This is a genomic window from Mesorhizobium sp. B2-2-3, from assembly GCF_006442405.1.
In the GTDB taxonomy this organism is placed as follows: Bacteria; Pseudomonadota; Alphaproteobacteria; order Rhizobiales; family Rhizobiaceae; genus Mesorhizobium.
In genome coordinates, this window is record NZ_VFWC01000019.1 from 23,139 (window position 1) to 45,684 (window position 22,546).

General features: G+C 61.5%; 19 protein-coding genes and 2 pseudogenes. 13 read left to right on the forward strand and 8 right to left on the reverse strand.

All coding sequences use genetic code 11. The features are described from left to right. Positions 1-11: 11 nt before the first annotated feature. From hisD to FJ951_RS26265, 6 genes are read left to right on the forward strand one after another with little or no spacing between them, the layout of a single operon-like run. Positions 12-1,301 carry a histidinol dehydrogenase gene (gene hisD / locus FJ951_RS26240; RefSeq protein ID WP_140518013.1) on the forward strand — a complete coding sequence of 430 codons (1,290 nt, stop codon included), beginning with the start codon at positions 12-14 and terminating at the stop codon, positions 1,299-1,301. A gap of 23 nt (positions 1,302-1,324) precedes the next feature. Next, entirely contained in the window at positions 1,325-2,368 is a 1,044-nt protein-coding gene (locus tag FJ951_RS26245) for a LacI family DNA-binding transcriptional regulator (protein WP_140518014.1), read from the forward strand. Beyond that, positions 2,361-2,978: a hypothetical protein gene (locus FJ951_RS26250; protein WP_140518015.1), complete on the forward strand. Its 618-nt coding sequence runs from the start codon at positions 2,361-2,363 to the stop codon at positions 2,976-2,978. Before FJ951_RS26245 ends, FJ951_RS26250 begins: the two co-directional genes overlap by 8 nt. Continuing rightward, positions 2,950-3,825 carry an N-acyl homoserine lactonase family protein gene (locus FJ951_RS26255; protein WP_140518016.1) on the forward strand — a complete coding sequence of 292 codons (876 nt, stop codon included), beginning with the start codon at positions 2,950-2,952 and terminating at the stop codon, positions 3,823-3,825. Before FJ951_RS26250 ends, FJ951_RS26255 begins: the two co-directional genes overlap by 29 nt. Beyond that, positions 3,825-4,763 carry a 3-hydroxyacyl-CoA dehydrogenase gene (locus FJ951_RS26260; RefSeq protein ID WP_246671786.1) on the forward strand — a complete coding sequence of 313 codons (939 nt, stop codon included), beginning with the start codon at positions 3,825-3,827 and terminating at the stop codon, positions 4,761-4,763. The genes FJ951_RS26255 and FJ951_RS26260 overlap by 1 nt, the downstream gene beginning before the upstream one ends. Before the next feature lie 16 nt (positions 4,764-4,779). Next, entirely contained in the window at positions 4,780-5,529 is a 750-nt protein-coding gene (locus FJ951_RS26265) for an SDR family oxidoreductase (RefSeq protein WP_140518018.1), read from the forward strand. Between the two features lie 96 nt (positions 5,530-5,625). On the opposite strand, the gene FJ951_RS26270 is transcribed toward FJ951_RS26265, so the two are convergent. The 7 genes from FJ951_RS26270 to FJ951_RS26300 all read right to left on the reverse strand — a co-directional run bounded on the left by FJ951_RS26270 (position 5,626) and on the right by FJ951_RS26300 (position 14,533). Further along, the gene (locus FJ951_RS26270) at positions 5,626-6,762 is read right to left on the reverse strand and encodes a succinylglutamate desuccinylase/aspartoacylase family protein (protein ID WP_181168601.1); all 1,137 of its coding nucleotides are present in this window, start codon (positions 6,760-6,762) and stop codon (positions 5,626-5,628) included. Next, positions 6,752-7,768 (reverse strand): ABC transporter ATP-binding protein, encoded by a 1,017-nt coding sequence (locus tag FJ951_RS26275; protein ID WP_140518020.1) that lies wholly within the window; start codon positions 7,766-7,768, stop codon positions 6,752-6,754. The genes FJ951_RS26270 and FJ951_RS26275 overlap by 11 nt, the downstream gene beginning before the upstream one ends. After that, positions 7,765-8,784 carry an ABC transporter ATP-binding protein gene (locus FJ951_RS26280; RefSeq protein WP_140518021.1) on the reverse strand — a complete coding sequence of 340 codons (1,020 nt, stop codon included), beginning with the start codon at positions 8,782-8,784 and terminating at the stop codon, positions 7,765-7,767. The genes FJ951_RS26275 and FJ951_RS26280 overlap by 4 nt, the downstream gene beginning before the upstream one ends. Then, the gene (locus FJ951_RS26285) at positions 8,781-9,674 is read right to left on the reverse strand and encodes an ABC transporter permease (protein ID WP_224680319.1); all 894 of its coding nucleotides are present in this window, start codon (positions 9,672-9,674) and stop codon (positions 8,781-8,783) included. The genes FJ951_RS26280 and FJ951_RS26285 overlap by 4 nt, the downstream gene beginning before the upstream one ends. Before the next feature lies 1 nt (position 9,675). After that, on the reverse strand, positions 9,676-10,614 hold the full coding sequence (locus tag FJ951_RS26290; protein ID WP_140518022.1) for an ABC transporter permease: 939 nt from the start codon (positions 10,612-10,614) through the stop codon (positions 9,676-9,678). A 131-nt stretch (positions 10,615-10,745) separates the two neighbouring features. After that, entirely contained in the window at positions 10,746-12,320 is a 1,575-nt protein-coding gene (locus tag FJ951_RS26295; protein ID WP_140496108.1) for an ABC transporter substrate-binding protein, read from the reverse strand. 188 nt (positions 12,321-12,508) lie between these two features. After that, positions 12,509-14,533: a CocE/NonD family hydrolase gene (locus FJ951_RS26300; protein WP_140518023.1), complete on the reverse strand. Its 2,025-nt coding sequence runs from the start codon at positions 14,531-14,533 to the stop codon at positions 12,509-12,511. A 107-nt stretch (positions 14,534-14,640) separates the two neighbouring features. Between FJ951_RS26300 and FJ951_RS26305 the strand changes: the two genes are divergently transcribed. Both FJ951_RS26305 and FJ951_RS26310 read left to right on the forward strand, forming a co-directional pair. After that, positions 14,641-15,453, forward strand: coding sequence for a helix-turn-helix transcriptional regulator (locus tag FJ951_RS26305; protein WP_140518024.1), 813 nt, complete (start codon positions 14,641-14,643; stop codon positions 15,451-15,453). Positions 15,454-15,886: 433 nt separating this feature from the next. Further along, positions 15,887-16,991: pseudogene (locus tag FJ951_RS26310) on the forward strand (IS5 family transposase). A 3-nt stretch (positions 16,992-16,994) separates the two neighbouring features. Here the strand turns inward: FJ951_RS26310 and FJ951_RS28570 are convergent. After that, on the reverse strand, positions 16,995-17,288 hold the full coding sequence (locus FJ951_RS28570; RefSeq protein WP_181172284.1) for a hypothetical protein: 294 nt from the start codon (positions 17,286-17,288) through the stop codon (positions 16,995-16,997). Positions 17,289-17,711: 423 nt separating this feature from the next. Between FJ951_RS28570 and FJ951_RS26320 the strand changes: the two genes are divergently transcribed. The 5 genes and pseudogenes from FJ951_RS26320 (at position 17,712) to FJ951_RS29125 (ending at position 22,428) form a co-directional block, all read left to right on the forward strand. Next, complete coding sequence (locus FJ951_RS26320) at positions 17,712-18,467, forward strand: ABC transporter ATP-binding protein (protein ID WP_140518025.1); 756 nt, start codon at positions 17,712-17,714, stop codon at positions 18,465-18,467. Further along, on the forward strand, positions 18,460-19,194 hold the full coding sequence (locus FJ951_RS26325; RefSeq protein WP_140518026.1) for an ABC transporter ATP-binding protein: 735 nt from the start codon (positions 18,460-18,462) through the stop codon (positions 19,192-19,194). Before FJ951_RS26320 ends, FJ951_RS26325 begins: the two co-directional genes overlap by 8 nt. 62 nt (positions 19,195-19,256) lie before the next feature. Continuing rightward, on the forward strand, positions 19,257-20,465 hold the full coding sequence (locus FJ951_RS26330) for an ABC transporter substrate-binding protein (protein ID WP_181172285.1): 1,209 nt from the start codon (positions 19,257-19,259) through the stop codon (positions 20,463-20,465). An 82-nt stretch (positions 20,466-20,547) separates the two neighbouring features. Beyond that, a pseudogene (locus FJ951_RS29120) lies at positions 20,548-21,402 on the forward strand (branched-chain amino acid ABC transporter permease); the annotation flags it as partial. Between the two features lie 150 nt (positions 21,403-21,552). Further along, on the forward strand, positions 21,553-22,428 hold the full coding sequence (locus FJ951_RS29125) for a branched-chain amino acid ABC transporter permease (protein WP_348642803.1): 876 nt from the start codon (positions 21,553-21,555) through the stop codon (positions 22,426-22,428). The last annotated feature ends 118 nt before the right edge of the window (positions 22,429-22,546 follow it).

Below are 22,546 nucleotides of genomic sequence, written 5' to 3' on the forward strand. Positions count from 1 at the left end.
AGGATGAGAATATGCCGACTTTTCTGAAACGGGGCAGGGATCCCGAAGCTGTCGCCCAGAGCGATGCGGCCGTCCGGACGACCGTCGAGACGATCCTTGCCGACATAGAAAAGCGAGGCGATACCGCTGTCCGGGAGTTGTCGGAGCGTTTCGACAAATGGTCGCCGCCAAGCTTCCGGCTCAGCGACAGCGAGATCGAGCAGGCGATGTCCAAGGTGTCGGCAAGCGACATCGAGGATATTCGCTTCGCCCAGGCCCAGGTTCGCAATTTCGCCGAGAAGCAGCGCGCCTGCCTCCAGGACCTCGAAGTGGAAACGCTTCCCGGCGTTGTCCTCGGCCACAAGAACATTCCCGTGGAAACAGTCGGCTGCTACGTGCCGGGCGGGAAATACCCGATGGTCGCCTCCGCGCATATGAGCGTGGTGACGGCCAAGGTCGCCGGGGTGAAGAAGATCATCGCCTGCGCGCCGCCGTTCCAGGGCGGTCCGCATCCGGCTATCGTGGCCGCGATGCACATGGCCGGCGCGGACGAGATCTACGTTCTGGGCGGTGTGCAGGCCGTCGGCGCCATGGCGCTCGGAACCGAAACCATCGGGCGCGTCGACATGCTCGTCGGTCCTGGCAATGCCTTCGTCGCTGAAGCCAAGCGGCAATTGTACGGCCGTATCGGCATCGACCTGTTCGCCGGCCCGACCGAGACGCTGGTCATTGCCGACGACAGTGTCGACGGCGAGATCTGCGCGACCGATCTGCTCGGCCAGGCCGAGCATGGTCCGACCAGTCCCGCCGTGCTTTTGACAAACTCGGAGAGGCTCGCGCGCGACACCCTGGCCGAGATCGAGCGGCAGCTGAAGATCCTGCCGACCGCCGAGATCGCCGCCAAGGCATGGGCGGACTATGGCGAAGTGATCGTCTGCGCTTCCTACGAGGAAATGGTCGCGGAGGCCGACCGGATCGCATCCGAGCACGTCCAGGTCATGACGCGCGATCCGGACTACTTCCTCGACAACATGCGCAATTACGGCGCTCTGTTTTTGGGAGCGCGTACGAATGTTGCCTATGGCGACAAGGTCATCGGCACCAACCATACGCTGCCGACCAAGAAGGCGGCCCGTTACACAGGCGGTTTGTGGGTTGGCAAGTTCATCAAGACCTGCACCTATCAGCGCGTTCTGACCGACGAAGCGAGCGCCATGATAGGCGAGTACTGTTCGCGCCTGTGTGTCCTCGAGGGATTCTATGGGCATGCCGAGCAGGCCAACATCCGGGTCCGCCGCTATGGAGGTCGCAACCAGGCCTAAGCCAGCGCGCCAACGGAGTTTTCATGTCGATCATCGCCCGCAACAAGAACAGCAAGCCCCGCCTGACCGTGAAGGATCTGGCGCGCGATCTCGGCATGTCTGTTTCGACCGTATCCAGGGCCTTTCACGCCGATGCCGTGATCGCCAAGGATACGCGAGACCTGGTGCTGAACCGTGCGAGGGAGATCGGCTATTCGCCGAACCCTTTCGCGCGCAGCCTCATCACCAAGAAGACGCGTATCGTGGGTATCGTCGTCGCGGACATCAAGAACCCGTTCTATCCGGAAGTGCTGACGCGGCTGACCACCGCCCTTCGTGCCATCGACATGAACGTGATGCTCGTCGCCGCCGACCAGTCGGGAGACGTCGACCAGGCGCTACGCCTGCTGCTCAACTACCAGCCAGATCTTGCCATCATCCTGGCGGCCACCCTGTCTTCGGCGGCCGCGCAGGAATGCCGTAGAGCCGGCACTCCGGTGATCTTTTTCAACCGACTCTCGGCCGACGACCACGCGTTCGGCATTTCCTGCGACAATATACTCGGCGGCCGCAGCATCGCCGACTATCTCGTCGATACCGGCCACCGGCGCCTGGCCTACATCGCCGCCTTGCCCGATGCCTCCACCAATGTCGCACGCCACAGGGGCTTCAGCGAACGCGCCGTCGAGCGTGGCCTCGCCGCGCCGATAGTTATCGAGGCAGGCCAGTTCAGCTATCACGCCGGCTACGAAGCGGCGCGCAAGCTGCGTGACGTGAAAGAGGTTCCCGACGGTGTCTTCTGCGCCAACGACATTCTCGCCATTGGCTTTCTCGACGGCGTGCGGCGAGAGCTGGCGCTCGGCGTGCCGGACGACATTTCGATCGTCGGCTTCGACGATATCGAGATGGCCCACTGGCCTTCGCACGGGCTGACGACCGTCCGGCAGCCCATTGACCAGATGCTCGAGGCCACGGTCAGCCTGGCGAAGGAATTGAGCACGAATTCCGGCCGGGAGCCGATCGTTCAACTAATCCCGCCCGGCGCGGTGATCGAGCGCGCGACGACGCGAAAAAGGCACCATGGCTGATATCCCGGGAAAGCGCTTCTTCGAGCGGGCGGTAAGCGTCCACCGCTATGACTGCGAGGTCGTCGCGGCGCCCCATGCCTCCGTCACCGGAAGCGAGGAACCCGTCGCCACCGTGAACGATGCCGCGTTGGCCGACGAAGCCATCGTCCGCTACGTCGTGGCAACCCGCCCCGTCTACGAAGGCCTGCGCCGGCTGATCGGCCAACTCGCTGGCCTGCTGGTCCTGGCTCAGGCCGGCGGACGCCGCGACGTGCTCGATCTGCCTGACATTCCGGTGGCCCGCGAACGGTGGACGGAGGTGGAGCAGCGGCTGGGCGCCTTGCACGCGCCGCATGGGCTCGAAAGCCATTGCGCGCGTCTGGGGGCCGCTCATGCAACGCTGGGCGAGGTCCTGGACGATTTCGGTTCGGCCCGACTGCGGCGCGACTGGCAGCAGGAGCTCGACCGGGCCGGGGAGAGGATCAAACGCGCCTACGCCGGGCTGCAGGCGGCGTCGGAACCGCAGGCCGGTATGACGCCGGTCGATTTCAATCACGCCTGCTGCAGCTGTGTGCAGCGTTGGCGACAACAGGGAGGAAGCAATGGGCCAATATTCGATCTGGGTGCTTGAGTACAGCTATGTCAGCAACTACCACAAGAGCGGGGTGCTCTACGGCGCCCACAACCAGGGTTACGTCAAGCTTCCTTACTGCTACGCGCTGATCAAGGGCAACGGTCGCGTCGCGATGGTCGATGTCGGCTACAACAACAAGGACTACGGCAAGCATCTCGCCGACAAATTTGGCGTCGAGAACTGGCACTCGCCCGACGCCGTTCTTGGCGAAATCGGCCTCTCGCCCAAGAACGTCGACACAGTTTTCGTCACGCACGCGCATTTCGACCATTTCGGCAATGTCGAGGACTTCCCGAATGCGACCTTCTACATCCAGGAGAGGGAGATCGCGAAGTGGGTCTGGGCGATGTCGCTGCCGGACCGCATGCGCTGGATGAACGTAGCCGTCGACCCCGGCGACATCGTGCGCGGCGTCGATCTGGCCCGTCAGAAGCGGTTGGTAACGATCGACGGATCGAAACAGGACGTCCTGCCCGACATCGATCTCCATGCCGCTTTTGACAGCCATACCTACGGGTCGATGTGGGTCACCGTGCGCAACGGCAAGGACGACACCTGGGTGCTGGCTGGCGATCTGGTCTACGTCTTCGATAACATCGAGGGCTCGGGAGCTGCCGTCGATATCGAGACGCTCTACGTTCCGGTGGGGCTTGCGGTCGGCAGCCAGACCAATCTCGTTCTCGCTACCGAGGAGATGATGAAGCAGGTGGGCCACGAGGCACGGCGGGTCATTCCCATCCACGAAGAGCGGTTGAAGGACCGGTTCCCATCCCGCATCACTCAGGATGGCCTGCGGATCACCGAAATTTGCCTCGCGGACGGCGAGACGTCGCGGGTGCAATGATGGACGCAATCCGCAAAGTCGCCATCGTCGGTGCCGGACTGGTCGGCCGTGGCTGGGCGATCGTCTTCGCCCGGGCCGGCCATGATGTGACCATCTATGACGGCAGCGCCGACATCCGCGCCGCGGTGCTCGACAAGATCCGGGCTAGTCTTGCCGATATGCAAGAGGCCGGGCTGGTAGATGCCGTCGATGCAGTCATGCGGCGGCTGAACGTTGTCGATACGCTGGAGGGTGCGGTAGCGGATGCCGACTACATCCAGGAGTCGGTGCTGGAAGTGCGCGACATCAAGGAGGCGGTCTGTCTGGAGATTGACCGGGCGATGCGGCCCGACGCGGTCGTAGGCAGCTCCAGCTCCGGCATTCCGGCCTCGGCCTTTACCGGGTCCTGTGCCAACCGCCGGCGTTTTCTTGTCGCTCATCCCGTCAATCCACCGCATTTGATCCCGTTGGTGGAACTGGTCCCGGCGCCCTGGACCGACGCGGAGGCCGTTGCGTGGCTGCGGGTGCAGATGCAGGCCGTAGGGCAGGCTGCCGTGATCGTGCGCAAGGAAGTCGAAGGGTTCGTCCTCAACCGGCTTCAGGGGGCATTGCTGAACGAAGCCTGGGCCCTGCTCGAGGAGGGCGTGGCAAGTGCCGCCGATATCGACCTTACGGTGTCGCATGGGCTCGGCTACCGGTGGTCCTTCATGGGGCCTTTCGAGACGATCGATCTGAATGCGCCCGGCGGGATCGCGGACTACGCGAGACGTCTGGGACCGCTCTACCATTCGATCGCCCTCGCCAGGCGCGATCCGGCCCCCTGGTCGGAAGGGCTGGTTGCCAAGGCCGAGGAAGCGCGCCGCGAAAAGTTGTCAGCATCCCAACTCGCCGAACGCAGCGCCTGGCGCGACCGTAATCTAATGGCGCTGGCCGCCCATAAGCGAAGCACCGGGGTTTGACACTCAGGAGACGGCCATGACAGCCACACTCACAGGCAAGGTTGCCCTGGTCACTGGAGCAACCGGCGGCATCGGCGCGCGGATCGTATCCAGGCTTGCTGCGGAAGGGGCTTCGGTTGTCATCGGCTACAACCGTTCGCGGCAGACGGCCGACGATCTGGTTTCGTCATTGGCGTACGGCGACCACTTCGTCGCCGAGGCGACCGTGACGGACAGCGATTGCCTCGCGCGCCTCGCTGGTCAGATCGAGAAAAGCTTTGGCCGGCTGGATGTCCTGGTCAATTGCGCCGGGACAACCCGCTTCGTGCCACATCCGGATCTCGACAGCCTGGACGATGAATTGATCGACCGCATCTTCAGCGTCAACGTGCGCGGTGTGATTGCTGCGACGCGGGCCATGCGGCCGCTGCTCGATCGCACCGGCAGCGGAGTTGTTGTCAACATCTCGTCGATCGCAGGGGTCACCGCCATGGGAAGCAACGTCGCCTATTGTGCGTCGAAAGCCGCTGTCGATAATCTGACCAAGTCGCTGGTGCGTGCCCTGGCCCCGAGAATCAGGGTCGTGTCGGTCTCGCCCGGCGTCGTCGACACCGACTTCATCAAGGGCCGTGACGAATCCTGGCGGGACGAACAGGCAAGCCGGACGCCGCTGGGGCGGCTGGGCACGCCCGACGATGTCGCCGAGGCGGTTTTGGCGGCTGCGACCCATCTCCGTTTCGTGACCGGCGTTATCATTCCGGTCGACGGCGGTCGGCCCCTGGCCTAGAGCCCGGGACAGGATCAGGTCGAACGGACCTCGTTTCTACGCGTGGCCGCCAATCATCGATCTGCGGTCAAGAAGTGCCCGCGCCCGCTGATCGATCTAATCCTCCAGCAGATAGCCTGTCCGGTGGGCGAGGGGCTTTTGGCCCACCACCTTGGCAATGACCTGATTGGCGGCGACAAGTTTCTTCAGCCTTCGCGTCACCACGAGCCCGTCGGTGCGCGCCCGTACCGTCACGCGCGCCTCGCGGCCCAGCGAAGAAGGCACGATGATGTCCGCGATCGGCTGTCCACAAGTGACGCGTTCACCCAGTTCGGCGCGGTAGACGATGACACCGAAAGCGGGCGTGCGAACCACATCGCACGCATCGAAGCCGGTGATCTCGCAAAGCGCGGCGGGCGGCAGGCCCGCTTGCCCCGCGACGTAGCCGCGGCGGCGAAGCACGTTGAGCAAGGCGGAAGCGTCAGCCGACGCCATCTCATCACTGATGTCGATGAAGCCGCGCAGTTCCACCGTCGCGGCGAGGCAGCCGATCGGGATCACCTTATCGGGAAGGGCAGCCGCAAGCCTGATCCAGGGCTCGACGCTTGCTTCCGCGAAGGTTGAGCCGCCCGACGAACCCTGTGAGAACACCGCCCGGCAACCGAGTTCCCGCGCAAGGTCGGACAACTCGGCCGAGATCTCGGGCCGCACGAACAGATGCATCAGCCCTTCGTCGTCGCAGTGCAGATCCAGCACAAGATCGGAATCGAAAGCCTCGCGTGCCAAGGCGGTGTAAAGGGAATCGACAGGCTGCCCTGCGCCGCGTTCGTCGAGAATTTCGCGAATCGTGCTGCGGATGAGCACCGTGTTGTCGTCGGCGCTGCTTCCGAGCCGATCGGCAAGTCGGATGGTCAATTCGCCGGCGACATCAGGCCATTTGCGGTTGAAATTCCGGCCGCTGGCCAGATCGTAACGCCCCAGATGATCGCCATTGACGAACTGCGCCAGGCCGAGCGGGTTGGCGTAGGGAACGACGACGATCTGGCCCCGGATTTCGCCGCGCGCGTCGGCGGCGTCAAGCTGCTCGACCAGATGGTGTAACACCAGCAGGCCGGGCGCTTCGTCGGCATGCAGCGCGGCATGTATGTAGGCTTTCGGGCGCGCGTCGGCGGCACCATACCGGATGATGCGCACGCTGTGTTGGCTGCCCGGTGTGCCGTTGGCAAGAGGAACATCGAGGATTTCACGAGACATTGGTGGCTCCGGCGAGCGCACGTTCCGATAGCGGGAAGTGGCAATTGAAGACATGGCGGGGATCTTCCCGGTCGGCTGCCCGGGACGGGAAGACGCTTTTGCAGATGCCCTGCGCACAGCGGCAGCGGGTGTGAAACTCGCAGCCCGCTGGGCGCGTCATCAGGCTCGGCACCTCGCCGCTGAGCTCGACCCTGTCGAGCACGGCGTCCGGGTCGGGTTCCGGATTGGCCGACAGCAACGCCTCCGTGTAGGGGTGGCGCGGCTGCGTGAATATCCGCTCAGTCGAGCCGACCTCGATGAAGCGGCCGAGATACATGATCGCCATGCGATCGGTCATGTGGCGCACGACATTGAGATTATGCGTGATGATGAGAATGGCGATGCCGAGTTCGCCCTGCAAGCGTCCAAGCAGATTGAGGACTTCACCCTGAACGGACACGTCCAGTCCCGCGGTCGGCTCGTCGGCGATGATAAGATCGGGTTGCAATGCAAGGGCCCGCGCCACGCCGACGCGGCGCGCCTGGCCTCCGGAAAGCTGGTGTGGATATCGCCGCCCGAAGTCGGCGGGCAGGCCGACCATGTTGAGCAGGCGTTCCGCTTCGGCGGCGGGGTCGCGGCCGGTAACGCCGTGAATGCGGAAAGGCTCCATCAGCAGCGAGCGTACAGTGAGGCGCGGCGACAGCGATCCGACCGGATCCTGGAACATCATCGCCATGCGCCGAAGATGCGGCTTGCGCTCCGTCGGGGCGAGGCCGTTCAGCACCTGACCATCGAAGCGTATCGTGCCGCCCGTCGGCGGCCGGAGGCCCATGATGGTGCGGGCGATGGTGGATTTTCCCGACCCGCTTTCGCCGACGAGGCCGAGCGTTTCGCCCTTGCGGATCTCGAAGGAAACGCCGCAGACGGCGTCCACGAACGGGTTCTTAACGCCGCTGGCGAGCGCCTTCAGCGGGCCCATGGTGCGGAAGCGTACGCGAAGATCCTCGACAGAAAGCAGGGGGCTCATGCCGGCGCCACCAGCGTGTCGTCGAGACGATGGCAGCGTGCGGTGTGCGTTGCGCCGATAGCGCACGGGACAGGACTGTCATCCACGCACCGGGTAAAGGCTTGCGGGCAGCGCCGACGGAAGATGCAACCCGCCTGGGTACCGAGGAGGCTCGGCACCTCGCCTGGGATCGTCGGCAACTGTCGGGTGCGTTGCCTGATGCGTCCGGGATCACATTCGAGCAGCGCGCGCGTATAGGGATGCCCCGGTCGGCGGAAGATGTCGCGCACGGTGCCGTATTCGACCACCTCGCCCGCATACATGACCGCCACCCGGTCGCAGAGCTCGGCGACAGCGCCGAGGTGGTGAGAGACGAACAGGATCGAGCAGCCGATCTCCTTTTGCAGCTCTTTCAACAGATGGATGATCTGCACCTCCAGCGTCGCGTCGAGCGCTGTGGTCGGTTCGTCCGCGATGAGCAGCGCCGGCTTCACCAGCAGCGCCATGGCGATGCAGATACGCTGGCGCATGCCGCCGGAAAACTCGTGCGGATAGCCGCAGATGCGGCTCTCCGGGTCCGGAATGCCGACCCGATGGAGCATATCCAGCGCGCGCTGGCGCTTGGTCCGGTGCGAGCCGCCCTCGTGATGCTGGATATCGATCATCTGGCTTTCGATGCTGCGCACCGGGTTCAACGCCGTCATCGGATCCTGGAAGATCATCGACATGCGGTTGCCGAGCAAGCCGCGCCGCTCCGCCGGAGCCATGCCGAGCAGGTCGCGCCCCTCGAACAGGATGGCGCCGTTCACCATCTCCGCATTTTCCGCCAGCAGCCCCATCACGGCATAGGCGAGCGTCGATTTGCCCGAACCGCTTTCGCCGACGATGCCGACCACTTCGCCCGCCGACACGTCGATATGGATGTCGCGCAGTGCATGGGCGCGACCGCGCGGCGTGCCGAAATCGAGAGACAGACCGCGGATCGCCAGAAGCGGGTCGCGGTTTGGAGAATGTCTTGCCTGAGCGCCGGTGTTCATAGGTCTTTCCGAAGCTTGGGGTCGAAAATGTCGCGCAGCGCCTCGCCGAGGAAAGTGAAGCCCAGCGTGGTTATGACGATCGGGATGCCGCCGGCGATCACCAGCCACACGGTCTTGTGGATATAGCCATAGCCGTCACTGAGGATGGTTCCCCAGTCCGGCGTCGGCGGACGGACACCCATGCCTAGGAAGCTCATGCCGGCCTCCAGCGTGATGACCAGCGGAACATCCATGCTGACCAGGATCAGCAGCGGCCCGATCACATTGGGTAGCACGTGCACGGCAAGGATGCGCACGATGCCGGCGCCCATGGCGCGCTCCGCAGTGATGAACTCGCTCTCGCGCAGTGCGTGGGCCTGCGTGCGCACCACGCGCGCATAGATCGGCACGGACGTGATCGCGACGACGAAGATGACGCTGGCAAGGCTCGGCCCGAGCAGCGTCACCACTGCCAAGGCGAAGATGATGACCGGAAAGGAGCGGATCGTGTCGAAGACCAGCAGCAGCAGATTGTCCAGCCAGCGCGGACCGAAGGCGGCGATGAGGCCGAGCACAAGCCCTGCGCTGAGCGAGGCGCCCAACGAGACGAAGGCGACGAGCAGCGCGATCCTTCCGCCCATGACGACCCGCGAGAAGACATCGCGTCCCAACTGATCGGTGCCGAGAAGAAAATGCAAAGAGGGCGGCGCCAGCCGGGGCCCAACCATGATCTTGATCGGATCGTAAGGCACGATCCAGGTGGCGAAGACCGCAGTCACCACCATCAGCACGACCAGCACGGCGCCCATCATGCCGAGCGGAGACTTGCGCAATTGCCGCAGGAACATGGCGGCCGCGCCCTGCCCGCTGCGTTCATCGACCGCCTCGCGAATGAGTTGAACTTCGGACACGCTACAAATTCTCGCGGATTCTTGGATCGAGCGCCGCGTTGACGAGGTCGGCGAGCGTCGTGGAGATGACGAACAGAACGGTGGTGACGAGGACCGTGCCCATGACGATCGGATAGTTGCGCGAATCCACCGCCTTGACGATCAGAGCGCCGATGCCGGGCCGGGCGAAGACCACCTCGACGAAAACCGCCGCCGAGAGCAGGTGCGCCATGCCGACGCCGATGATCGTCACAGTCGGCAGGATCGCGAGCGGCAGCGCGTAGCGCGCCACGACGCGCCGCTCCGAAAGGCCGAAGGAGCGCGCCATGCGAATGTGGTTCTCGCCAAGAATCTCCAGCATGGAGGCGCGCACGATGCGCGAGATGTAGCCCACCCAGCCGATACCGACGACGAAGGCTGGAAGGATGAGATGGACGAACCCGTCGCGGAAGCCTGAGCCGGCGCCGATGGCCGGCAGCCAGCGCAGGCCGACCGAGAAGATCAACAGCGCATAGATCGCCATGACGAAGGACGGGATGGCGATGGTTCCGACCGCGAATACACCCACGACCTTGTCGATCACGGAGTTGCGGCGCAGCGCCGAATAGCAGCCGAGCGGCACGCCGACGATAACGGCCCAGGCGATCGAAACCAGGATGAGTTCGATCGTGTAAGGCAATTGCTCGAAAACGATGGCCGCGACAGGGCGCTGGGTAAAGACATCGGTGCCGAGATTACCGTGCAGCAGCCCCCCGAAGAATGAGACGATCTGCACGGGCAGCGGCTTGTCGAGGCCCATTTCCTCGTGCAATTGCGCCTTCAGTTCCGGCGTCGCACGCGGTCCGAGCAGGACCGCGGCGGGATCGCCGGGAACGGCCTGGATCATCAGGAACAGCAGCGTGACGGCAACGACGACAATTGCCGCCGCCAGCACGATACGCTTGCCAAGATATAACCACATGTTTTGACTCAGCCTGTCCCAGCGACCGCGTCAGAGCGGTTCAGCGTTTGATAGAATCGCCGACCCGCTCTAACCCTTTGTTTTTTCGCAATTCCGGACGGAAAACCGCTACGCACTTTTCCTAGAACGCCCTAGGCCGATTTCGGCTCAAAGCCGAGATAGAGTGGCCGCCCGTCTGGGCGCGTCTCGGCCTCGAGTTGCGTCGTTCGGTACATGATCGGCGAGCCTTCATGGGTGAGGAACCGGTAGGAGCCGGAATCTTCCATGATGTCCTGCATCTCATAATACATCTTGGCCCGTTCCTGCGGGTCTTCGACGGTCACCGCCTTGGCGTTGAGCTCGTCGAAGCGCTCGCTGCGGAAGCGCTCCCAGTTCCACACACCGACCTGGTCGCGCACGAAAAAGGTGGTGGCGTAATAGGGGTCCGGCACCATCGAGAAACGCTGCACGATCAGCTGCATGTCCTTCCAGCGTTCGCCTTCCGATTCCATGCCGATGGTCCAGAACGAACCGGAATCCTGAACATTGACCTCGACCGTGATGCCGATCTGCGACAGCTGCGCCTGGACCATTTCCGCGATCGTGGAGAAGGTGGTCACGTTAAGCGCGTCGATGGTGAGACTGAGTTCGGTGATGCCGGCCTTCTCAAGATACTGCTTCGCCTTTTCGAGATCGCCCTCCGGCGGTATCAGCGCTTTTTCCCGGTGTCCCACCAAGCCTGGAGCGATAAGGCCGGTGGCGACCTGTGCCTGGCCTGAATAGGCCGCGTCCATGATCTGCGGCACATTGATGGCCCATTGAATCGCCTTGCGGACATTGACGTCCTTCAGCTTCGGATGGTCCGAGTTCATGCCGATATAGACATAGTAGAGCGAAGGCTTTTCTTCGATCTTGGTGTTTTCGGGCGGGCTGTCCTTCAAAGTGGCCAGCGAATCGAGGCTGAAATCGGTGAAATCGATGTCGCCGGCCTGATAGGCGCGCTCGGCGGTCTTGATATCGCTCATCGGCAGGATATGAATTTCGTCGAAGCCCGGCCTGGGGCCTTTCCATTCGGGATTTCGGGTCAACAGGACGAGCTGGTTCGGCTTCCAGTCCGACAACACGTAGGGACCTGAATAGCAGGGCGGCTTCATGCCGAAATCGCCGCCGTCGGCAACTGCCTTCGTCACCGCTTTTTTCGAGACGATGTGGCCGCAACCATAGGGAAGAGTGATGTTCCAGAGCGGCACGAAAGGCGTCTTGAGCACGATCACGCCAGTATGGTCGTCCTCGATCTCGATGCGGTCGAGCGGACCCCAGTCGCCCTTGACCGGAGAATTGTGCTGGATGACGCGCTCGAACGAGAACTTCACGTCCTCGGCGGTCATTTCGCCAAATCCGCCAGTGAAATTGATGCCCTTCTTCAGGCGGAAGCGGATGTGCGTCGGATCGATCTGCTCGACGGATTCGGCGGCCTCGAGTTCCCAGCCCCACTCCGAACCCGGTTTATAGCGCGTAAGCTTGGTGTAGATGCAGTTCATGACGTCGACATTGTACGCGTTCTGGTAGAAGCCAGGATCGAGCTTGTCGATATCGGAATAGGCGCGGGCCTTGAGTACCTTGCCTTCGGCCGCCCATACGGCCTGCGACAAGGGCAGGCCGGAGGCGATGATCCCCGCGCCGAGGCCGGCGCCTGCCTGCAGGAAATGCCTGCGATTCAATTTCATTCCATTCACGGTTTCGTTCCCCTTTCAACTGAGCGGGTTTCCCGACGATTGCCGGGATCCCTCTTTTTGGTACCGCGCCGCCTGATGGGGCCGCGAGTTCGGACGGCGCATTCTTCAATTCAGCCGGCAAGCCGGTCAATTTCGCTGCCGACGCAGATGTGAGCGAGATTAGCGTCAGTTCGCGAATGTCACAGCAGGCGACGCTCTATCGCCTCGGTCCATTTCTGTTCGTGGACAAGCTCGTCGCCTTCCCATGCCTCGAGATGCGCCTCGACGTGGAAGTGCGATGGCGTCGCGGTCATGGTCGTTTCGGTCACAGAACGCATGCGCCAATCAGCGCGCGAAAATTCGAACTCCCATTTCGCCTCGGCCCTGGCCGACCCGAAATCATCGCCGCGGAAGGAATAGCGTTCGCGGCCGAGCGAGGTAATGGTTAGATCGTTGTCGACGATGCGATAGGTGCCGGTGCCTTCGCCGATCTCAACGACAGTCGAAGCGTCTGCCAGATTCTCCGTGATCGCCCAATCCTTTTGCGGCTTCGAGATCGTCTCCACCCCTAAGGGCGACGCCCCTTCGGGTTCGGCAAAAGGTGCCGGCGCCGGATCTCCGGCGCCTCCGACGCGGACCGGAAGTTCAAGGCGGCAATCCGTCGGATGGACGGTGAGCGTGACCGGCTCGGGCGAAGGCCAAGCGATCGGGAAGTAATTTGTCGAGATGGCAAGGCGTATGCGGTGGCCCGCGCTGAAGCGCTGTGCTACGTGCTTGAAGGGGACAGAGGCGCGGTAGCGCCTTGCCGGTTCGAGCGGTTCGGGCCTCTCATGGCTATCGCGATGCGTCAGGTTCAAAAGGCCGTAGCTGACGCGCGTCGTCGCGCCATCGGGGGCGACATCCGAAAGACGGACGGCCACCATGGCGACGGGCCTGTCGCTTTCGAAGACAAGATCGAGCATTGCATCGCCGGCGATCTCAACATCGTGCGCCAGCTCTTGCGTCTCATAGACCAGACTGCCGGCATCGTCGCCGCGCTGGTCAGCCGGCTGGTCGCCGGGCACGGCATAGGAGCACCATTTGCCGCCGCGCAGGCCAACCGACAAGGGCGAGCGGACCGTCTGCGTTCCGGCCGCATCGTCTGCCCGGCGTAGGGACAGGCGCCCATTGCCGGAAAGGAAGAAGGACTGCCGCTCGATATTCGGCGATGGCCATGCCGGCTCCGTGACCCAGCGTCCGGCGCGCGTCTCGTAGGAAGTTTGCGGCGGGGCGCTATCCTGCATGAACAGGCGCAGCATCGGCTCGTCCATGATGCCGGTGTCACGGCCCTTCAGCCATTGATCCCACCAGCGGACGCATTCCTGCAGAAAGCCGATGGCAGGACCAGGCTTGCCGATATGGGGATAAGTGTGCGCCCATGGCCCGACCAGCCCCTTGCGCGGGCCCTGCAGCTTTTCCATCAGGCGGAAGACCGAGCGGCAATAACCATCTGCCCAGCCGCTGACGGCGTAGACCGGGCAGGTGATCGCGCCGAAATCCTCGCAGACCGAACCGTGTTTCCAGAACTTGTCGCGGTGCTGGTGCTCCAGCCAGTTCTTCAGCCATAGCCCGCTTTCCTTCAATCGACTGTGCCACAAAGCGCGCCAATTGTGCGGCTTGTTGCGTGGGTCGGGCGGCAGCGTGTTGCGCCCGAACATGATCGCCGCCCAGGAGAGATTGTCGATGAGCAGCGTGCCACCCATGTGGTGGACATCGTCGGCGTAGCGGTCGTCGGTCGAGGCGCAACTGATCACCGCCTTCAGCGCAGGCGGCCGCATGGCCGCGATCTGCAATCCGTTGAAGCCGCCCCAGGAGATGCCGATCATGCCGACGTTGCCGTCGCACCAGGGCTGGGAGGCCAGCCATTCGATGACCGAGCAGCCGTCGTCCAGCTCCTGCTGAAGGTACTCGTCGAGCATCAGCCCTTCGGAATCGCCGGTTCCGCGCAGGTCGACGCGCACCACTGCGTAGCCGTGGCCGGCCACGTAGGGGTGCATGACGACATCACGCGCGGCGGTCAGATCGTTCTTGCGATAGGGGATGTATTCCAGGATAGCCGGCACCGGCTTTTGTTCGGCACCCTCGGGGAGCCACATGCGCGCCGCAAGCCGGCAACCGTCCGGCATCGGAATCTCGAAATGCTCGACCGAGCGGATCGGATGGGGGAAGTTGGACACTGTGCGCATGACGAGGCCTCTGTTGGAGAGCGCCACTTTGGGCAAATCGGCGGTGCCGCACAATTTCGCGACCCTTCGCGACTTGACACTGTTCTGGCGTCAGTATGCATTAGGTCATGCAGACCGAACCGCTTCCCCAGAACCTCGCCTTCCTGTGCAGCTATTATCCGTCTATCGCCGCCGTGTGCCGGCGCCTGCAGATCAACCGCCAGCAGTTCAACAAATATCTGAGCGGCCAGACCTGGCCGTCCCGCCGCAACATGCGCAAGATCTGCGATTTCTTCGGCGTGAGCGAAGGCGAGCTTTTGATGGACCAGCAGCGCTTTGCCGAGATCGTCGGCCTGCGCCGCCGCCCGCTCGGCGTCCACGCGCCGTCGGACATGCTGGTGCATATGGAGCAGCTCTATCAGCGTTCCGGCGATCTCGGGCGCTATGTCGGCTACTATTTCCGCTATTTCTACTCGTTCGGCTATGCCGGCAAGATCATCAAATGCCTGGTCGTGATCTATGAAAAGGAAGGCCGCTATTTCTGGAAATGCATGGAAAGGCTCGTCCATTTCGGCAAATATGGCGTGAAGACCTCGAAATATTCGGCCGCCCTGCTGCTGCTCGGCGATCGCATATTCGCGCTCGAATCCGAAACCCTGCTCAAGACCAGCATCACCCAGGTGATCCTCTATCCGAGCTACCAGACGAGCGTCGCCTATCTGGTCGGCATCCAGACGGGCATGCCCCTTTTACGAGGGCGGAGACCAGCGGCCTCGGTCGTGCTTCTGGAATATCTCGGCCGCTCCGTCGACCAGCGCAAGGCGCTGCAGGCCTGCGGCCTATTCGACGAAACTGACCCCGCCATCGATGCCGGCATCCGCGCCATGATCACCAACCGCATCCCCACCGGGACATTCGTGCTCGAAACGGAAGAGGTGTAGACGTTCCTCCCAACGCGACCCGCATCGGCGCGAGCCTGTCCAACCCGTTCAGCACGAGGTTGTCACCCATGTCTTAGGTACATTCTGTTACCTATGTCTCCGGGCCGTACACAGGTGAAAGGTGGTAGCGGGAGAGCGCTACATCGCGAGACCCACTATCGAAGAAGCACTCTTCCGCTATCGGAGGCACGCGGCTTAGTCCGAAACTTTCCAATTTGGAGGCAGAGGTTAGTCATTGCCCTCCGAAAGCAGAGGCCACATGTTCGAATCATGTCGGGTGCGCCACTAAACTCTTGTGGGCTTAATCACCGGATGGCGATTAATTTGCCTCGCATGCGAATGTCGGAGTAACACCAGGGTAACACCTAGCAGGCTGTTGAAGAAGTGCTGGCGCGGCTGTTTGGTCGTGATTCACTGATTTGGGGATTTTTGGATGCGCGACTCAGGCCAACGGACAGGTTCGCTGTTTTCGTATGTCGACCTTGAAGCGCGAGTTCGCCGCGACCATCCACTGCGAGTGATAGAGGAGATCGTGAACGCGGCTCTCGTTGCGATGGATCGAGATTTTGCTGGGTTCTATCGGCCTGGGCTCGGCCGCCCGTCGATCGCGCCGGAACGGTTGTTGCGTGCGATGCTGTTGCAGGCGTTCTACGGCATCCGCTCGGAGCGTCAATTGATGGAGCGGATGGAGTTTGATCTTCTATTCCGCTGGTTCGTGGGGCTTGGTGTTGACGAACCGGCCTGGAATCATTCGAGCTTCATCAAGAACCGGGATCGGCTGTTGGAAGGTGAGATCGCGGCAAAGTTTCTACGCGCGGTGCTTGCACAGCCGAGGGTGAAGCGGCTGTTGTCGTCGGATCATTTCTCGGTGGATGGGACGCTGATTGAAGCCTGGGCTTCGATCAAGAGCTTCCGCCGCAAGGACGGGGGCGACAACGACCCGGATGGAGCGGGTCGCAACGCCGAGCGCGGCTTTCATAAGGAGAAGCGCTCCAACGACACCACCAGAGCACGAGCGACCCGCAGGCGCGGCTTTACAAGAAGGGCGACGGGCAGCCGGCGAAGCTCTGCTACATGGGGCATGCGCTGATGGAGAACCGTCATGGGCTGGCTGTCGACGGCGGCATTACCCATGCGACAGGTACGGCCGAGCGGGAGGCCGCGCTCGCCATGTTGGACCGCAGATCGTCGCGGCGGCGCATCACACTGGGGCCGGCAAGGCCTATGATGTGCGCCAGTTCGTCAAGGAACTGCGCGAGCGCAAGGTCATACCGCACATCGCCGTCGACGATCATCTGAGCAAAACCGGCAAGCCTCGCGTAACAGCGATCGATGGCCGCACGCGCTGCCACGCCGGTTATGCGGTCAGTCAGCGCTGCCGCAAGCGGATCGAGGAGGTGTTCGGCTGGATCAAGGCCTCGGCCGGCATGGCCAAGGTCAAGCTGCGAGGATGCGCCCGTGTGGGCGCGGCCTTCACCTTGAACCTGGCGGCCTACAATCTGATCCGCTTGCCCAAGCTTTTGGCAGCGCCGGCATGAGCGTCATCGGTCGCTGGCGAATCGTTGCGATGCCCGACTATGTCGGGGACTATCGCGACATGATGGAGCCCCGCCTACATTGAGTTCGCGGACGATGGCTCTGGCGAATTCGCCTTCGGATGCGTCAGCGGCCAGATATTCGGCTCGGGTGACGGCAACAATGTCGCCTTCTCCTGGCAAGGCAATGACGAAATGGACGAAGCCCAGGGCAATGGATGGGCTGAAATCCAACCAGACGGCTCTATCAACGGACAAATCTGCTTTCGTCGCGGCGACGAAGCAGACTTCGTCGCTCACAAATGGACTTCTTCAACAGCCTGCTAGCCTAAGTTTTGGCGTCGGCGCACCCAACTGTAGTTTTGCGGTTCCACCAGCCAGAAAACTAGCGACCAGCACTTGGTCTCGTCCGGGGACGCCTTTACGGGACCGAGGCAACCGCTGCACCGTTTCCTTCTTCCTGATGAGGGAGCAGACCGTCTCATTATTGGATCAGCTCGATCAGGTCGGTGCGGCCCCCATCGTGGCAACTAGGGAATCACGGATGCGCAGGGCGAATTTCATTTGGCGAAATTGTTGGAAACATCGATTGATCGGCCGATCGCTGCTGCTAGCGTTACGCGGCGTTCTAGGAGCGCTGTGCTTGTCCCGGAAAGACGCAAATCCGACGGTGCTGCAATGCGCTTGAAAAGCGTCCCATAAATCTCCGGTGATGAGCGCTGAATGCATAATGACATAATACTTTCGGCTCGGGGACTTGGAAAAGACTTTGCTGGTTTCCGCGCTGTCGATCAGGTGGATCTCGATATCCGCCGCGGCTCTGTTCACGCATTGATCGGGCCGAATGGCGCGGGCAAGACAACCCTTTTCAATCTTCTTACAAAATTCCTGCAACCCTCGCGTGGCACGATTTCCTACCGCGGGCGCGATATCACCCGGATGCGCCCCGCAGATGTCGCGCGTTTGGGCCTGGTTCGTTCATTTCAAATCTCGGCCGTTTTCGGCCATATGACGGTCCTCGAGAATGTCCGAGTCGCGCTGCAACGCAAACGTGGCGATAACTTCGATTTCTGGCGGCCGCAGAAGGCGCTCCATGCGCTTGACGCAAGAGCCGTGGAACTGCTGGAGGCGGTCAATCTGGCCGACGTCGCAGACAGGGCGGCGGCCGAACTGCCCTATGGGCGAAAGCGCGCGCTGGAGATTGCGACCACGCTGGCGCTCGATCCCGAATTGATGCTGCTGGACGAACCGATGGCCGGGGTCAGCCAAGGGGACATCAAACTAATCGAGGACCTGATCAGGACATCTTCGGCAAATCGGACAATTCTGATGGTCGAGCATAATCTCTCGGTAGTTGCTGCGCTGTCGGACACCATCACGGTTCTGGCGCGCGGCGCAATCCTGTCGCATGGCGACTATGCCACGGTGTCGGCCGATCCGCGTGTTATCGAGGCATATATCGGGGCCGGTCATGTCTGATATGGCAGCAGACTCAGCTTCCCTGCCACCTGCTCTTTTGCAGGTAAGGGGCCTTGAGGGGGGCTATGGCGATGGCTCAGTCCTGCATGGTGTGAACTTCGATGTTCATGCAGGTGAAGTCGTTACCCTACTTGGACGCAACGGCGCCGGCAAATCCACTATCATGCGCGCGCTGATGGGTATTCTTGCCCATTCTAAAGGGTCGGTCATGTTTGGCGGGGTGGAGATGATTGGGCTTCCCTCGCGCAAGATTGCCTGTTTGGGCATCGGATATGTGCCCGAGGAACGGGGAATATTCTCAAGCCTTTCTACCGAGGAAAACCTCCTTCTGCCACCGCAAGTGAAACGTGGCGGCCTGACCGTCGAGCAGATCTACGAGTTGTTTCCCAATCTTGAGGAAAGAAAAAAAAGCCGCGGGACGAAGCTATCTGGGGGCGAACAGCAGATGCTTGCACTTGGGCGCATTCTGCGCACTGGCGCAAAGCTGCTTCTTCTGGATGAGCCGACGGAAGGGCTAGCTCCGGTCATCGTGCAACAGATCGGCAAGACCATCGAGTGGTTGAAGCAGGACGGCTTCACCATCCTTTTAGTCGAGCAGAATTTTAGGTTCGCGCAGACGGTCGCCGACCGGCACTACATCGTGCACGAGGGGTCGATCGTCGAGATGCTCGTCAATGATGAAATAGAAGGCAATCTGGGCAAGCTCCATTCCTATCTTGGAGTTTAGATGGAGGCCGTATGGCTGGCCTCAGGCCAGCGGAAACTGACAGCAAAAAGGGAGGGAATACAATGAAATTCATGTTACGATCGTTGATCGCCGCATCGTTTATCGTGGGAAGCGCTTTAGCCGCTTCGCCAGCGATGGCGGCCGATGGCCCCATTCGGATTGGAGTTCTGGGAGATCAGTCCAGCAACTTCGCTGACTCCGGTGGGCCCGGTTCAGTAACCGCCACGCGCATGGCGGTAGAGGATTTTGGAGGAAGCGTTCTCGGCCGCCCGATCGAGGTTCTCGTGGCCGATCATCAAAACAAGGTCGATGTCGGCGTTGCCATCGCGCGCGAATGGTATGAGAAACAGCACGTCAATGTCATTGTCGATTTCGCCTCCTCCGCAATCGCTCTCGGCGTGCAGGATATCGCGCGTGAACTCGACAAGATAGCGCTTTATACAACGGCAAGCTCGTCCGATATCATCGGCAAGGCCTGTTCTCCGAACGGCCAGCAATGGGGCGCCGAAAACTGGTCGAACAGCGCGTCGCTGATGACCGCCCTTGCATCCGGCAAGCCGGGAACCACCTTCTTCTTCATTACGGTGGACTACAATTTCGGGCATCAGCTTGAAGACGTGTCGCGCGCGGCGATCAAGGCGGCGGGTGGCGAAGTCGTCGGCGGCGTATTGGTGCCACTTAACACCATGGATATGTCATCTTATCTGCTTTCGGCGCGGGCCTCTGGCGCCGATGTGATCGTGTTGGCTCAGTCGGGGACAGACCTCGTCACGTCGATGAAACAGGCGACGGAGTTCGGCATCGCCGCCAAGCAGAAAATCGCGGCGCCAATCCTGTTCCTGACCGATATCAAGGCTATCGGGCTGAAAAATCTGGCCGGATTGCAGTTTATCCAGACTTGGTACTGGGACCAGGACGAGTCCAGCCGTGCTTGGGCTCATCGATATTTCGACCGCATGAAGAAGATGCCGAACGAAAGCCACGCGGCGCTTTACGCGGCGGTCACTCATTATCTAGAGGCGGTGAAGGCTGCGGGCACCGACGAAACCCAGGCGGTCCTGAAGCAGATGAAGGAAGCTCCGATTGACGGTCTGATCTCTGAAAACGGTCACATCCTTGAAAACGGCAGGGCGGCCTTTGATCGCTATCTCGTCCAAGTGAAGACCGAGGACGAGTCGAAATACGATTGGGATTTCCTCAAGGTGGTGTCGCGCATTCCCGCCGACAAGGCTTTTCGTAGCGCCACCGACGCTGGCTGTGTGATCAAGTAGCCCTTTTATTGAAACCGATCCAGGCGACGGCCATCGGGGTGTTCCATGCCTCGATGGCCCCTTGCCCGTAAGGACAAAGCAAATGGATGCTCTCCTCGCTCAATTGACCGTCGGTCTGATCAACGGAGCATTCTATGCTATGCTGAGCCTTGGGCTCGCGATCATCTTCGGTATGCTCAACATCGTTAACTTCGCCCACGGGGCGCAGTACATGTTGGGCGCGTATATTTCCTGGATGCTGCTGAACTATCTTGGGCTCGGCTACTGGTGGTCGCTGCTTCTTGCGCCGCTGCTGGCCGGTGCCTTCGGCATCGCGCTTGAAAGGATACTTATCCGACACCTCTACGATAAGGCCCATCTCTACGGGCTTTTGCTGACCTTCGGGCTGGCGTTCATCATTCAGGGCCTGGCACGCGTTTATTTTGGCAGCGCCGGCCTTCGGTACGAAATTCCCGCGGAATTTTCCGGTATCTGGGATTTCGGTTTCATGATTCTGCCCATCTATCGCGGCTGGGTCATCGCATTTTCTCTGGCGGTCTGCTTCCTCGTGTGGCTTGCGATCGAGAAAACCAAGCTCGGTTCCTATTTGCGGGCGGCGACAGAAAATCCGGTTCTTGTTGGCACGTTCGGTGTGAATGTGCCACTGCTGATCACACTGACTTATGGCGGAGGAGTGGCGCTTGCGGCACTTGCAGGCGTTTTGGCAGCGCCCATTTTCTCGGTTAGCCCGAATATGGGTGTTGAGATCATCTTGGTCGTGTTTGCCGTCGTAGTCATCGGCGGCATGGGCTCGATCGGCGGCGCGGCGATAACCGGCCTGTCGCTTGGTCTCATCGAGGGACTTACCAAGAACCTCTACCCGCAGGCAGCATATGTCGTCATTTTCGTCGTGATGATCGTGGTGCTGGTGGCGCGTCCGGAAGGACTGTTCGGCAAGATGGGGGGCATGAAGATCGATGCACATCTGGAGCGCCCAGATGGCGAGCGTTGGTGGCGCGAACTTTCAGCCTCGACCAAGAGATTGTCTTGGTGTGGTCTTGCCATCATCGCCGTGATTGCTCCATTCTTTGTCTATCCCATATTCGCGATGAAGATTCTTTGCTTCGCGCTATTTGCGTGCGCCTATAACCTTCTGCTCGGTTATGGAGGACTTCTTTCATTTGGTCATGCGGCCTATTTCGGGGCTGCGGCCTATGTTGCCGGTTACCTCCTAAAAGAATGGGGGCTTACGCCCGAACTGGCAGTTCTGGCGGCGACTGCATCCGCGGCGCTGCTTGGGCTTGCGTTCGGGGCCTTGGCAGTCCGGCGTCTCGGCGTCTATTTTGCAATGATCACGCTGGCATTGTCCGAGCTTGTGTATTTCATCTGCAATCAGCTTAAAGCTACAGGTGGCGAAGACGGCTTGCAGGGCCTGCCGCGCAACAAGCTATTCGGTTTGATCCCGCTTGAGAACGACCTTCTTCTCTACTTTATCGTCCTGGCCGTTGTCACGGCGGCCATTTTCGCCACCTACCGGATCGTGCATTCGCCGTTCGGTCAAGTTGTCAAGGCGATACGAGAGAACGAGGATCGCGCGGTGTCGCTTGGCTATCGCGTCAATCTTTACAAGATCCTTCTCTTTACCCTGTCGGCCGCGCTTTCGGGCTTGGCGGGCAGTCTCAAATCGGTGGTCTTTCAGGTGGTGTCCCTGGTCGATGTTGTCGGCACCACCTCGGCCGAAGTTGTCATGATGACGCTGGTCGGCGGCATCGGAACAATGTTCGGTCCGATCATCGGTGCGACGGTCGTGACGACCATGGAATACTACCTCGCCCCGTTCGGCGCCTGGGTGACGATCATCCAAGGCATGATCTTCGTGGTCTGTGTCATGAGCTTCCGCGAAGGCATCATCGGTATTATCGGTTCATTGACGACGGCGTTTCGCCGGTCGTCCCGGCCGCTGCGGCGCGATCGTGAATCATAAGGCAAAGGCTTTTGCCGGGTCTATCGGTCTCGGATCGTCGACGCGCTGTTACGACAACTCTAGGGTGCGCCTGATGACGCCGTCGAATATGCAAGACGGTCATGCGGCCGCTGCAACG